General features: G+C 58.7%; 12 protein-coding genes. 7 read left to right on the top strand and 5 right to left on the bottom strand.

Annotation, left to right across the window (positions count from 1 at the left end; all coding sequences use genetic code 11):
- Positions 1-3 precede the first annotated feature (3 nt).
- The 4 genes from B2590_RS03740 to B2590_RS03755 all read right to left on the bottom strand — a co-directional run bounded on the left by B2590_RS03740 (position 4) and on the right by B2590_RS03755 (position 6,338).
- On the bottom strand, positions 4-2,265 hold the full coding sequence (locus B2590_RS03740) for a PAS domain-containing hybrid sensor histidine kinase/response regulator (RefSeq protein ID WP_286810471.1): 2,262 nt from the start codon (positions 2,263-2,265) through the stop codon (positions 4-6).
- Entirely contained in the window at positions 2,243-3,412 is a 1,170-nt protein-coding gene (gene nosP / locus B2590_RS03745) for a nitric oxide-sensing protein NosP (protein ID WP_414673546.1), read from the bottom strand. Before nosP ends, B2590_RS03740 begins: the two co-directional genes overlap by 23 nt.
- 242 nt (positions 3,413-3,654) lie before the next feature.
- On the bottom strand, positions 3,655-4,761 hold the full coding sequence (locus tag B2590_RS03750; protein ID WP_286810473.1) for a porin: 1,107 nt from the start codon (positions 4,759-4,761) through the stop codon (positions 3,655-3,657).
- A gap of 182 nt (positions 4,762-4,943) precedes the next feature.
- Positions 4,944-6,338 (bottom strand): WS/DGAT domain-containing protein, encoded by a 1,395-nt coding sequence (locus B2590_RS03755; RefSeq protein ID WP_286810475.1) that lies wholly within the window; start codon positions 6,336-6,338, stop codon positions 4,944-4,946.
- A 343-nt stretch (positions 6,339-6,681) separates the two neighbouring features.
- Between B2590_RS03755 and B2590_RS03760 the strand changes: the two genes are divergently transcribed.
- Together B2590_RS03760 and B2590_RS03765 are read left to right on the top strand one after the other, a co-directional pair.
- The gene (locus B2590_RS03760) at positions 6,682-7,605 is read left to right on the top strand and encodes an alpha/beta hydrolase (RefSeq protein WP_036210464.1); all 924 of its coding nucleotides are present in this window, start codon (positions 6,682-6,684) and stop codon (positions 7,603-7,605) included.
- 73 nt (positions 7,606-7,678) lie between these two features.
- Positions 7,679-8,428 carry an FFLEELY motif protein gene (locus B2590_RS03765; protein WP_286810477.1) on the top strand — a complete coding sequence of 250 codons (750 nt, stop codon included), beginning with the start codon at positions 7,679-7,681 and terminating at the stop codon, positions 8,426-8,428.
- A 15-nt stretch (positions 8,429-8,443) separates the two neighbouring features.
- Here B2590_RS03765 and B2590_RS03770 read toward each other — a convergent pair whose 3' ends face one another.
- On the bottom strand, positions 8,444-8,722 hold the full coding sequence (locus B2590_RS03770; RefSeq protein ID WP_007153181.1) for a polyhydroxyalkanoic acid system family protein: 279 nt from the start codon (positions 8,720-8,722) through the stop codon (positions 8,444-8,446).
- Between the two features lie 114 nt (positions 8,723-8,836).
- Here B2590_RS03770 and ubiE point away from each other — a divergent pair, with 114 nt between their 5' ends.
- From ubiE to B2590_RS03795, 5 genes are read left to right on the top strand one after another with little or no spacing between them, the layout of a single operon-like run.
- Entirely contained in the window at positions 8,837-9,628 is a 792-nt protein-coding gene (gene ubiE, locus B2590_RS03775; RefSeq protein WP_041335196.1) for a bifunctional demethylmenaquinone methyltransferase/2-methoxy-6-polyprenyl-1,4-benzoquinol methylase UbiE, read from the top strand.
- On the top strand, positions 9,628-10,266 hold the full coding sequence (locus tag B2590_RS03780) for a ubiquinone biosynthesis accessory factor UbiJ (protein ID WP_286847855.1): 639 nt from the start codon (positions 9,628-9,630) through the stop codon (positions 10,264-10,266). The genes ubiE and B2590_RS03780 overlap by 1 nt, the downstream gene beginning before the upstream one ends.
- Positions 10,263-11,912: a ubiquinone biosynthesis regulatory protein kinase UbiB gene (gene ubiB, locus B2590_RS03785; RefSeq protein WP_091642738.1), complete on the top strand. Its 1,650-nt coding sequence runs from the start codon at positions 10,263-10,265 to the stop codon at positions 11,910-11,912. The genes B2590_RS03780 and ubiB overlap by 4 nt, the downstream gene beginning before the upstream one ends.
- Positions 11,913-11,926: 14 nt before the next feature.
- Entirely contained in the window at positions 11,927-12,364 is a 438-nt protein-coding gene (hisI, locus tag B2590_RS03790; protein ID WP_041332559.1) for a phosphoribosyl-AMP cyclohydrolase, read from the top strand.
- A complete protein-coding gene (locus tag B2590_RS03795) occupies positions 12,357-12,686 on the top strand; it encodes a phosphoribosyl-ATP diphosphatase (protein ID WP_041332558.1) in 330 nt (109 codons plus the stop codon). The genes hisI and B2590_RS03795 overlap by 8 nt, the downstream gene beginning before the upstream one ends.
- The last annotated feature ends 33 nt before the right edge of the window (positions 12,687-12,719 follow it).

A 12,719-nucleotide genomic window follows, 5' to 3' on the forward strand; every position in this document is an offset into this window, starting at 1 on the left:
AGATCACCCTCTCAAAAGGTGATTCAGCGCACTGCGCAACTTCAACGGCTTCACAGGCTTGTTCATCAAAACGTGCCCCAACTCACGGATGTGCTGCTTCAACTCGTTGGTGTAATTGGCGGTAATCATGACCACCGGCGCCGGGCAATGGCGACGACCGTTGATCTCGGCCACCACATCCACCCCGTTTTCGTCGTTGTCCAGGTGATAATCCGCCAGGATAAGGTCCACGGGGCTCTTGGCCGGGTCCAACTGTCGCTCAAGATCTTCCAGAGACACCGCTGAAACCACCTGGCAGTCCCAGCCTTCCAGCAACGTCTGCATGCCCTGGCAGATGGCGTGGTCGTTGTCGATCACCCAGATTCTGGCGCCGCCCAGGCCGCCGTGGTTTGACACCACCCGGTCATCATCCGCTGCCGGCCGTTTGGGCAACAACCGCCCGAACGGCACTTTTACGCTGAAGACCGAGCCTTTCCCTTCTATCGAGGATACTGTCACTTCGTGGCCCAGCATGCGGGAAATCTTGTCGACGATCGCCAATCCCAGCCCAAGCCCCTTGTCCGGCTGAGAGCCAGCGGGGCGAATGCGTTTGAATTCCTGGAAAATCTCGGTCAGCTTGTCTGCCGGAATGCCGGGGCCGGTGTCCCATACCTGCAGCAATACATGGTCCCGATGCCGGCGGCACCCCAGCAGAATGCGTCCGTTACCGGTATAGCGAATGGCATTGGTGAGGAAGTTGCGCAGAATCCGCGCCAGCAGCTGGGAATCTGACTCCACGATTGCCGACGATGGCACGAAGTCGAGCGTCAGCCCCTCCGCCATCGCCATCTGGCGAAATTCGCGAGCGATGTTGTTCAGCAAGTCCCGCAGGTCAAAGGCCATGATGTCCGGCTTGATCACGCCAGCATCCAGTTTGGAGATGTCCACCAGGGTGCCCAGAAGGTTTTCCACATCATCCAGGGAGGTGCTCACCGAGCGCACGAGCCCCTCGGCTTTGGGCCCGAAAGAGTGCTCCAGTAAAGCACTGGTGAACAGGCGGGCAGCATTCAGTGGCTGCAGCAAATCATGGCTGACGGCCGCCAGAAATTTGGTTTTGGACAGATTGGCGCGCTCGGCGTCCATCTTGGCGTCACGCAGTCGGGCTTCCACCGCCGCCCGCTCACTGATTTCCTGTCGCAACTGACTGTTGAGGCCGGTAAGAGCTGCCGTACGTTCTTTCACCCGCCGTTCCAGATTATCGTACGCCTGCTCCAGTGCCAACGCGGTCTTGCGGCGGTCGGTAATGTCCCGGATCAGCACAAAAAACCCGATGACCTGCCCTTGCTCGTCCACGTTGGGCACGTAGGCGCGAAGCATGTAGCGGGTCTCTCCGGTGTCGTTGGTTTCCTCGAATTCGAAGTTAACGCTGTTACCCCTGAGCACGGCCTGCATATGAGGCATTAGCCGTTGGTAAAGCTCAGGTTGGTGAATATTCTCCAGGTGTTTACCGAGTGGAGACTCGCCATTGCGGCCATACCAGGCTTCATAAACCTTGTTGCAAAACTGCACGGTCATGTCCGCACCCACGTAGGCGATCAGTGCGGGCACATGGTCCGTCACCACGCGGATCCAGCGCTCACTCTCTTCAAGCGCCTTGATTCGGCGAGCCATTTCACTGTTCTTGACGTCGGTGATGTCAGAATAAAGAACAACCAGCCCGCCCTCGCGGGTATTCCTTTCCGTCATCTGTACCCAACGGCCATTCGACAGCAGGAACACCGCCCCTTCGGAGGACTCATTCACATGCTCCTCGACCACCAGCCCGGAATTGATCGCCATAGCTTTTACATCTGCGATTGATGTGCCAGGAGGAGGAACGTCCAGATGGGCATAGGTCCAGTAACTGCGGAACCGGCTGTTGCACTGGATAAGACGGTGCTGATGATCAAAAAGCACAAATCCGTCAGCAATACTTTCGATGGCGTCCGCCAGGCGCTGGCGAGTGGTTTCAGCCTCCTCGCGGGCCCGGTTCAAGGCCTTGTTGCTGTGCTTGAGTTCGTCCATGGTCTGGTTGAGCGCCTCCGTGCGCTCCCGTACCTGTTCCGCCAGTACCACAGAGTGTTCAAACGCCGCATAGGGTTCGGGTTTGTGGGCCGAGCCGGATTCCACTCGAACAATCAGTGCGTCCCGTATTTTTCGGAGGCGTTCGTTCTCTGCCTCCAGCTCGGCAATCCGCTGATCCCTGCGGTCGTCGGGATCAGACTCAGCTATGACCGTAACCGGCATCGGGCTGACCAATCACCACCCCCGTAAACGTCTGATTGATATGCATGCCATCGAACTGTTCACCGTAGGTGTTGAATCCGATCACTTTATGGTGGCGCAGGAAGTCCGACACTTCGTCCACCACACCGGTAAATTCCGCCTCCAGGCGACGAAGAAAGCAGTCGCAGCCTATGGTGACCAGCGGCGGCCCCACGACCCGCTCGGACGCTTCAATTTGTGTGCGTACACTGTCAAGAAGCGAGCCGGGCTCCATGGCGGTCATCACGATGCCAGTCTCCACCGCGCAGTAGAACGTCAGACTCCCGTCGGCGTTCACCCGCTGCACAGAGCGCACGAAATAATGCCCCCCGATCCTCACCCCCATCGGTCTGAGCGCGAACACCTTACGGTCGAGTTCGTCCACCGCCACGCCCACTGCACGGGCGTATGCTTCCGCTGCCGGTTCCGCGTTCAACTCATACACTGTCCGGCTCTTCGCGTCCGCATGAGTAACCACCAGTTTTTCTTCGCGGGCTTGCATGTGGTGCGTGGAAAACACCCGGAAGTCCAACGGCGTATTGACCAGCATCACGGTGGCAGCCCCGGTATGGAAGCGGCCCTCAAAAAACACGTGAGTATTGGCCAGGCGCTCGTCGTCGCCCGCGGACCCGCCAAACTGTGGGATAGTGCCGAGCGCGGCATTCAGTGTTGCCAGCACAAGCTCTTCCCGGCTCGACAGCCCATCCAGCAAAGTGATGGCAAAGGTGTTGCCCTTGACTGAGGCCAGTCCGGCATCACGGCAGGTGGACAGCAAGCCATCAATGACCCCCTGGGCGTCGTGAAGGGTGAAATGCTCAAGCTCACTGATCAGGGCGCATTCAATGGAAAAGTAACGCCGGTCGAAACCAATAGCGGTAATACACCCCCGGCCGTAACCATCCGGTGTTATTTCCCCTGCAGATGTACAACCACTGACCCGCACGCCATCAAACACGTGTTCAAGGGCAATGCCCAGACGGCCGAGATCGTATTCAGCGGAACAGAAAAACAGGACACAACCCAGATGCTCATGGTTGAGCTCGCTGGCAAGATTGGTGGCGGCCAGCATCGGGTCACGAACATGGGAGCTGGCTACCCGAACGGCAGGCAGCGTGGTAACGGGTTTCATGGATACGCGCTCCGAAACCGAGTGGCTTTCACTCGATTCTACGGAATCCGAAAACGGAGCCAATGCGACTTCAGTGCTTTTAATTGGCGCGCCAAAATGATCGTAAGCCATTGATTAAAAACCCTCCTGAATCAATGCCTGCTGGCGCTGCCGGTTTGCGGGAAAGCAAACCGGCACTTTAGTCTTAGGGCGAGGCCCCGGCGCCGGGAATCCTTGCCGGTGCTGGGGCACTCTTCAAACACTCAGAACGTGATCACAGCACCCAGCGCCAGGGTGTCGAACTCTGCTGCATCCGCGCCGGAGGACTTCGTGGTCTGCTCAAACATGTTGTATTCGGCAACCAGCTTGAAGTTGCTGTTTACACTATGGAAGACCGCGACCGAGGTGTTCTCTGTTTCAAAATCCCCCTGGTCAGAGTCCGTTTCGCCGTAGGACAGCACCAGCCGATTGGCGCCAAGGATGTAGGATCCCTGGAGCAGGTAGCCGTCGGCGTCCTCTTCCGAAGTCAGGGCCGCATCGGTCAGCAATACAGGAACGTCGCCCTCAGAGGTGAAGCCGGAGGCCGTCAGCGATAGCCCTGCAACGGACGCTTTAAGACCGTAACCAAGGCCTTGGCTGTCCACTTCGGTGGTTGCATTCTCGGAGCTCTGATGGCGACCATTTACCCAGCCTGTCAACGCCAGGCCATTCAAATCCGCACTGTAGGTAACCTCTGCCTCAAAACGCGGCGCGGACTGTTCCGACTCCGCACCCGGCGTGGTATTGGCAGGCTCAAAAATACCAGCGGCCACCTTCAAGCCGCCCATATCCGGGGTCCGATAGGTAATCTGGGCGGATGGATTGGGGTAAGGGTACCCAGTGCGGATATTGCCAAAAGAAACGCCGGTTGCCGCCGCACCCGGAGAACCGAAGCCCATCAGGATTTCGTCCAGGAAGATGTTAGAGCGGGCGTAAAGACCAAAGTCCTTACCAATCAGCACCTGACCGAAAGAACCGTCTACCGTGGCGTACAGCTGACGCACATCGATAGCGGTATCCGTCGGTGACTGCAGGCTGTCGTTGATGGTGGACCAGAACGAAGACCGGCCACCCAGAGTCAGGTCGCCCATTTCCTTACTGAAGTTGAAACCGATCGTATTGGGCAGGAACCCCATTTTCACGTCGGAATTGCGAGTGTCGTTCAGCTTGTCGTCACGGTTAACGTAGAAGGCGTTGAAATAGCCGTCCACGGAAAAGCTGGTTCCGTCTTCGTTGTACACTTCGATTGCCGCGTTTGCGCCGGCACTGACCGACATCGCACCGGCCATCGCGATGGCCAGCCCTGACTTTCGGAAATTGTTGTTGTTCATAAACTCCCCCGGTTTTTATTGAATCTGGGTGTTGAGCAGCGGGTAGTTACCCGTGTCTCAGGCGCATTCTTTCGCCTGAATTCAATGGTCGGCGAAGCAGCGGGGGTGGAAAATGCGCCAAGGGGGCAGGTTTTCTGATCTTTTAGGAGGCTATGAAAACAGAACTTTGGGACTACTACCCGTCAGAGGGGAAAGCATTCCAACTCTTGCAGGCAGTCATCCAGGAAGCACTCGGGATCGGCCATGACCGCCTCATCGGCCACCACACCGAACTGGACCTGGCCGGCGTAACTGACAATGCTGACGCCGAGCCCGATATCCCCGGCCTGGGGTACCCAGAACATCTGCTCCAGAATGCGGCAACCGGCCAGATACCGTTCATCACGGGTACCAGGCACGTTCGACACCACCGCACTGGCCTTGCGGTAGAACAGATCCGCCACAGGTTGACGCCAGGCTTCGGGAATCAGCGGTGCGCTGCCTGTCAGCGCCCAGGACAGGCCGGGCTGCCAACTTTTCTTGAGCTTGCGGGTTTCATGCTTGATGCGGAACAGCCGCTCCAGGGAACTTTCACCGTCCACCGGCAACGGCACGAACACCGTCCCGAAATAGTTACCCAGAGTCCCGGGCTCCGGCTTTACCCCTTCCGGCAGGCGGTTGCGGATATCCACTGGCACCGCCGCGTGAAGCACTGCCTCATCCATATCGGTATCGTCCGCGACAAGCCGATTGCGGACTGCAGACGCCACGCAACTGAGTAACACATCGTTGATGGTAACGCTGGTAAGCGTGGCAATCCGGCGAAAACGTTCAAGCGCCACGGGCTGCGACCAGCGGCACTGGCGACGTCCCAATAGCGACCGCTTAAGGGAGGAGTCCGTATCTTCCGGCTCTACCAGGAACTGGCTGAGCTCATTGACCAGCTTGACACTTTTCCAGGTCGCCCGCTCCAGGGCATTGCGACCGGCGGTGCCACCGTTGCGGGGAATATCGTCCTCCGCACCCGCCTCTTCCCGCGGCCACTCGCTGGCCGTCAGCTCACGCAGCCAGGCATTGGCGGCTCTTCCCCAACGCCCCATGTCCGCCTGTTCCGCCGCGCCGTAAAGCACCGGCGCCTGTTGCGGCGACGGCGGGCACAAGCGGTCAAATATGCCCTGCAGAGAGAGCCCGTCCGCGTAGCAGTGGTGCATACGCAGAAGGAGCGCAGCGCCACCCTCGGCATCGGGAAGCAACCAGAATTTCCAGAGCGGACGGTACGTGGGCAACGGTTGGTTCAACCTTGCTGATACCCAGTCCTGCAAGGTTGCCCGATCAAAGTCGCCATTCACCACCTCCAAATGGTGGTGAAGCGAAAACACCGGGTCTTCCTCCCACCACCAACCGGGCGCGCGGTGAACCGGCATATAGCGGAAACGTTCCCAGGCGAGCCAGTAAATACGCAGGAATTCCTGCAGCCGGGCTTCCGTGAGCCCTTCCACCCGCAACATAACGGTAATCGTCATCGGGTTTTCGGGCCGCTCAAGAGCCAGCCAGGCCGAGTCCATAGGCAACAGCAGATGCGATTCCTTTTGACTCAAACCTGTCTGTCCCCGGATAAATGCTGCAAGAAATGGAAAGTTGACGCCGCATTGTGCCAGACAAGCACTGAAGGCTCCATAAGGCTGCCAACGTCACGCAATTACAAAAAGTTACACGGAAGCAACCTTACACCCCTATACTGGGAATAAGGCTTGATGAAATGGTTATTAGGCACTACACGTGCCTTTACGCCCTGTTCGCCAAACGTCTATTGGCCCTGACTGAGCGTAAAAACAGTAATCAGTGCCAATACCTGCGGTGGCAGAAGTCGGTACAACTGAATGTACCAGCGCCCATAAAGACCCATAAAAGGCAGGCATCAGGCGCTGAAGGAGAGCAGTCATGAAAGCGAGCCATGTACGAAAACTGATAAAACCGATTGAAAATGCCTACTCTGAAATGTTCTCAGGGCGGGTATACCGAGTCGGTACTGGAGCCGTGTCGGTCCGCAACCACAGCGGCAAGGCCGAACAGACCGTCATTGGCCTCCACGGCTTCCTGGAAAATCACTGCTACTTCACCCAGGCCTACGAAGCACCGACAACCGAACTGATCCTGCTGACCTGCAGCAACTATCATATTCCCGTAAACGGTGTGACGCCCGAGACCCCGGATTGGGAAGTGCCTATCAAACACCTGGACGGCACTATCGAGTACGATGCCTGCATTCTCAACCAGGCTCTGGCGAACCTGCCAAGTACCGACAACATCCGCGTGCATGGCCATTCACGTGGCGGCGCCGTCATCCTTGAGGCCATCAACCAATGGCCGGAACTGTATGAAAATGTGGAATTGGTGCTGGAAGCACCCGTTCTGCCCCAGGGGCGCCTTTCTGCCCTGGTAACGGCGGTACTGGAGCCGGTGAGCCACGGCATGTGGCCCTGGCTGATTCGCCTGATAAACAGCGCTCCCTCATCCGCCTATGGTCAAACCTTCTTCGGCAAAATGAACCCACGCAAGAAGCAGCTGCTGGGCAAGCTGTTTTCCGCCACCAAGGACCACCTGACCATTGTTCGCAACATAGAGAACCTGATGGCCTGGATGGAGAGGACAGACACCAGCGTGTACAGCAAGGTTCGTTACGGCACCTTCCTGGTACCGGCTGTGGACCGAATCCTGGATCGACAGGCCATGCTGGCCAGTGCACGCCAAAGCCCAACCACCATGCGGATTGTCGAAACCGAGGCACCCAGCCACTTTATCACCCTCGACAGCAAGGAATGGGTGCCGGGATTTGAGAGTCTGCCGGCAACGGCCCAGGGTTAGCACAGCTGCACTCAAGCTCCGGCTCCGCTAAACTGGCGCGCTTCTATTGCAGGTCCAGTGGAGCCACACCCCCATGTATCGTGAGCGCCTAGTCGCTACCCCAACCCATTCCGACAGCGCGCGACGGTTGCAGCAATTGCTGCTGGACTACCACGACTTCCGCCAGTACAAAGCCACCCACTCCCTGCTGGAACACACCTTCCGGATAGCGGACTGGCAGGCGGAGCGCCTGAAGGCCACCCACGCGGACCTCTACCAACACCCCGGCTACCACACCGGCCTGGAATTCCTGCTGACGGACCTCTACGCCCCCGCCGGCATGACCCAACGCGACGACAACATCGACCGCGTATTCCCGAAGATGGTGAAGTGGCTCCCGGACAACCTGCTGGACACCTTCGCCGGGCTGGTGGAGTTGAACCTGATTACCCAACGGCTGGACCTGGAGCTGGCCGAACTCTGCCATTCGAGCGGCCTTTCTCCCAGCGAACTTTCCAGCGACGCCTACTGCCAGATCTTTCGCAGCAGCCAGGAACTGGGACAACGGGAACGGCAGATTACCCTGGTGGCTGAGGTGGGGCACCAGCTCGACCGCTATGTCCGCAACCGCACCCTTGGCTGGCTGCTTTCAATGAGCCGGGCACCGGCCGAGATGGCGGGCCTCAGCGATCTGCACAGTTTCCTGCACCGGGGCTATTCCGCGTTCCGTAAAATGGACGATGTAGATCTGCTGATTGACCGGCTGGTCACGCGAGAGAAGCGGGTCATGAAGAACATCCTGGACGGCCACCCGAAACCGTTTGAGCTACCGAGTGACCTTTAACGAAATAGGGGGAACTCAGGCCTTCAGAATCTGATCAAGCTGGGAGTGGATTTCCTGCTCAATACGCGATTTGAACGGCCGCAGCATCATGCCCAGTTCCAGGTGAACATGGAGATTGCTATCGGTGATTTCCAACTGGCCTTTCACGCCGCTGCGTTTGAACTTGAGATGATCCCCTTCCCACTGATAGTTCACATCAAACTGCTTTGACAGATCCTCAGCCAGGGTTTCCGCCGCCTGGCGGGCGTGCTCTTTGTCGAGGGAATGAGTGCGGCGTACATCAATTGTTGACATGAAACGGATATCTCCAGGATTTCGGGCGCGATTTATAGTGTAAGGCGGCATTAAACTTGTAGCCACCCCCGCAAGCGTTAGAATACGGGGTTCAGATTCTGACAGGACATGCCCATGAGCGAGCAACAACCGTCTACCGACCAGCCGCAGGCGGAAACACCGAAAGACGACGTTACCCATTTTGGCTTTCGCAACGTGCCGAAAAGCCAGAAAGCGGGTCAGGTCGCTGACGTGTTCCATTCCGTGGCCGGCAAGTACGACCTGATGAACGACCTCATGTCCATGGGAATCCACCGCCTCTGGAAGCGTTTTACCATTGAGCTTTCCGGCGTCCGCAAGGGGCACCAGGTGTTGGATATTGCCGGGGGTACCGGTGATCTGACCATGAAGTTCTCGGACCTGGTCGGCCCAACCGGCAAGGTTGTGCTGGCCGACATCAATGCGTCCATGCTTCAGGTTGGCCGGGGCCGGCTGATGGACCGTGGCTACGCCGGCAACATCGAATACGTGCAGGCGGATGCCGAACACCTCCCCTTCCCGGACAACAGCTTCAACGCTGTGAGCATTGCCTTTGGCCTGCGCAACGTTACCGACAAGGACCAGGCCCTGCGGGACATGACCCGGGTGCTGAAACCTGGTGGCAAGGTAATGGTACTGGAGTTTTCCAAACCCAAGAATCCGCTGCTCAGCAAAGCCTATGACGTGTATTCATTCAACGCGCTGCCGCTGATGGGCCAGTTGATTGCCGGCGATTCCAACAGCTATCAATACCTGGCCGAGTCCATCCGCATGCATCCGGATCAGGATACGCTCAAGGCGATGATGGAAGAGGCCGGCCTGGTGAATTGCAAGTACTACAACATGACCGGTGGCGTGGTCGCCCTGCATGTGGGAATCAAGCCCTGATGTTTCCCGGCCCAACCCTGCTGTCTGCCGCCACCTCTATCATTGAGAGCGCGCTCAACCGAGCGCTGGCGCTGGACCCCGCTGGCAAGCAGACGCTGATGTCAGCGCTCACGGGGCCGGTACAGTTTTCGCTGGACGGGCTCGGCCTCACGCTGACGCTGCAACAGGCGGGAGATCGCATTCAGGTTGCCAGCCAGCCTTCGGAAGCTCCTGCCTTGATCCTGTCCGGTCGCCCCATGGCGTTCGCCGCCCTGGCCACCGGCGATGACGGAGTTTTCAGCGAAGGCCGCATTCACGTGACAGGCGATACCGCCCTGGCGCACCAGTTCCAGCGCGCCATCGACCAACTCGACCCCGACTGGGAAGCTGCCATGGCCGGGTATATTGGTGATGTGCCGGCGCATTTTATCGGCCAGCGCGTTCGCGGGGCTGTTCGCTGGAGCCGACAGGCGTTTGCGTCCCTGAACGCCAATGTTGAAGAATATATTCATGAAGAAAGCCGAAGCCTGCCCGGGCGCCGGGAGCTGGAAGCCACGTTTACCGATATCGACCGGCTGAACCTGCAGACCGAACGCCTGGAAGCCAGGGTCACGCGGCTGGAGCATCCCAGACAACAAGACCAAACGGAGACGCCGTGACGCGCCTGCAACGCCTGTTCCGCATTGCCTGGGTCTTCTGCCGCTACCGGCTGGACACCTTTCTACCGCTGGCGGAACTGCCTGTCCCCCTGAAAGTGTTTTTCCTGTTGGCCCCCTGGCACCTGTTTCCGAAACCCAAGCTGGACCGGGGGGACCGCCTACGCCTCGCGTTTGAAGAGCTGGGGCCGGTATTCGTCAAATTCGGCCAGATCCTGTCGACGCGACGGGACTTGCTACCCGACGACATGGCGCTTTCCCTCAAAAACCTGCAGGACCGGGTACCGCCTTTTCCCGGCGACGTCGCCCAGGGCATTATCGAAAAATCCCTCGGTGCGCCGGTGTCGGAGCTGTTTGCGGAGTTTTCCCGCGAGCCCATGGCCTCTGCCTCCGTCGCCCAGGTGCATGCCGCCACGCTTCTCGACGGCCGGGAAGTCGTGGTCAAGGTCATCCGCCCCGACATTGAACGAGTCATCCGCCAGGACCTGGCATTGATGTACATGATGGCCGGTCTGCTGGAACGCTACTGGTCCGAAGGCCGTCGGCTACACCCGGTGGAAGTGGTGGCGGACTACGATTCCACCATCCATGACGAACTCGACCAGCAACGCGAAGCCGCCAACGCCAGTCAGCTGCGCCGTAATTTCGAGAACTCATCGCTGATTTATATCCCCTCCATCGACTGGGACTACACACGCAAGTCCGTTCTGGTCATGGAGCGCATTCACGGCATCCCCATTGCCGACGTTCCGGCGCTTCGTGAAGCCGGCGTCAATCTGAAGGTACTGGCAGAGAAAGGGGTGGAGATCTTCTTCACCCAGGTTTTTCGGGACAGTTTCTTCCACGCCGACATGCACCCCGGCAATATTTTCGTGGATGTCAGCAACCCGGCCGACCCCAAATACATCGCCATCGATTTCGGCATCGTTGGCACTCTTGCACCGGATGACCAAAGCTATCTTGCCCGCAATTTGCTGGCGTTTTTCCGCCGCGATTACCGCCAGGTCGCCGAGTTGCATATCCAGTCCGGCTGGGTGCCACCGGACACCCGGGTCAACGAATTCGAGGCCGCTATCCGCACCGTTTGCGAGCCGATTTTCGAGAAGCCGCTGAAAGACATCTCCTTTGGCCACTTCCTGCTACGGCTGTTCCAGACGGCGCGGCGCTTCAACATGGAAGTGCAACCGCAACTGGTACTGCTGCAGAAAACCCTACTGAATGTGGAAGGCCTGGGGCGTCAGCTTTATCCGGATCTGGACCTCTGGAGCACTGCTCAACCCTTCCTGGAAGCCTGGATGCGCAAACGCATCGGCCCGTCCGGCCTGATCAAATCCCTGCAGTCCCATTTGCCCGCCTGGCTGGAGCAGTCGCCGGAAATGCCACAGCTGGTACACGACGCGCTGGTGCAGTTACGCAACACGGGCTCCAACGACCACCCCAGTCGCGCTACACTGGAACTTATTCGTGAAAACCGGGCCCGGGCCGACCGGCGCTGGCGACGGGGGCTGGCCGCTGCAGCCTTGGCGGGGGTGGCCTGGCTGAGCCTCGACCACGACCTTGCCACCCTCGCGCAGACCATGCCCGTTCATGGTTGGGCTCTACTAGCCGTGGCGGCCTGGCTGGTTGTAGGCCATGAACGGAAAAACTGACGGAAGTCATCTAAATGCAAGATTCAAACGCTAGAGTCGGGACGCCTGACTGGTTAGAGGAAATCCGCTGGAATGCGGATGGGCTGGTACCTGCCATTGCCCAGGACGCCGCTACCGGCGACATCCTGATGATGGCCTGGATGAACGCAGAGTCGCTCCGGTTGACCGCTGAAGAAGGCCAGGCCGTATATTGGTCCCGTTCCCGCGGCAAATTGTGGCGCAAAGGGGAAACCTCCGGGCACCAACAGGTGATCTCGGAAATCCGGCTGGACTGCGATGAAGACGTGATTCTTCTGAAGGTTGAGCAGAAAGGCGGTATCGCCTGCCACACCGGGCGACGAAGCTGCTTCTATCGCAAACTGGAAGGCGGGCAATGGACGAGCGTGGATCCGGTTCTGCGGGATCCCGGCGCTATTTACGGTGACAAACAGGGAGGTAGCAACCATGAGTGACATTCTTGAGCAATTGGCCCAGGTGCTGGAAGCCCGCAAGGAGGCCGATCCGGAAACCTCCTATGTCGCCAGCCTGCACCAGAAGGGGCTCAACAAGATCCTGGAAAAGGTAGGGGAAGAGTGCACCGAGACGTTGTTGGCCGCCAAGGACGCGGAGCACTCCGGTGAAACCCGGGACGTGGTTTATGAAACCGCCGACCTCTGGTTTCACAGCATGGTGATGCTGTCCCGGCTTGGCCTTGGCCCCAAGGACGTCATCGACGAGCTCGCCAGCCGATTTGACCTGTCTGGCCTTGAAGAAAAAGCCTCCCGGGAACAGTGATCCGGGCAACCCTGAGGAGGGTTTCCGGAAGCC

This window comes from Marinobacter sp. UBA3604, assembly GCF_002375325.1.
Taxonomy (GTDB): domain Bacteria; phylum Pseudomonadota; class Gammaproteobacteria; order Pseudomonadales; family Oleiphilaceae; genus Marinobacter; species Marinobacter salarius.

Excerpts from the sequence above, each read along its gene's own strand:
- B2590_RS03740 (WP_286810471.1), bottom strand. The coding sequence starts at position 2,265 with ATGCCGGTTACGGTCATAGCTGAGTCTGATCCCGACGACCGCAGGGAT.
- nosP (WP_414673546.1), bottom strand. The coding sequence starts at position 3,412 with ATGAAACCCGTTACCACGCTGCCTGCCGTTCGGGTAGCCAGCTCCCAT.
- B2590_RS03750 (WP_286810473.1), bottom strand. The coding sequence starts at position 4,761 with ATGAACAACAACAATTTCCGAAAGTCAGGGCTGGCCATCGCGATGGCC.
- B2590_RS03760 (WP_036210464.1), top strand. The coding sequence starts at position 6,682 with ATGAAAGCGAGCCATGTACGAAAACTGATAAAACCGATTGAAAATGCC.
- B2590_RS03765 (WP_286810477.1), top strand. The coding sequence starts at position 7,679 with ATGTATCGTGAGCGCCTAGTCGCTACCCCAACCCATTCCGACAGCGCG.
- B2590_RS03770 (WP_007153181.1), bottom strand. The coding sequence starts at position 8,722 with ATGTCAACAATTGATGTACGCCGCACTCATTCCCTCGACAAAGAGCAC.
- ubiE (WP_041335196.1), top strand. The coding sequence starts at position 8,837 with ATGAGCGAGCAACAACCGTCTACCGACCAGCCGCAGGCGGAAACACCG.
- B2590_RS03780 (WP_286847855.1), top strand. The coding sequence starts at position 9,628 with ATGTTTCCCGGCCCAACCCTGCTGTCTGCCGCCACCTCTATCATTGAG.
- hisI (WP_041332559.1), top strand. The coding sequence starts at position 11,927 with ATGCAAGATTCAAACGCTAGAGTCGGGACGCCTGACTGGTTAGAGGAA.
- B2590_RS03795 (WP_041332558.1), top strand. The coding sequence starts at position 12,357 with ATGAGTGACATTCTTGAGCAATTGGCCCAGGTGCTGGAAGCCCGCAAG.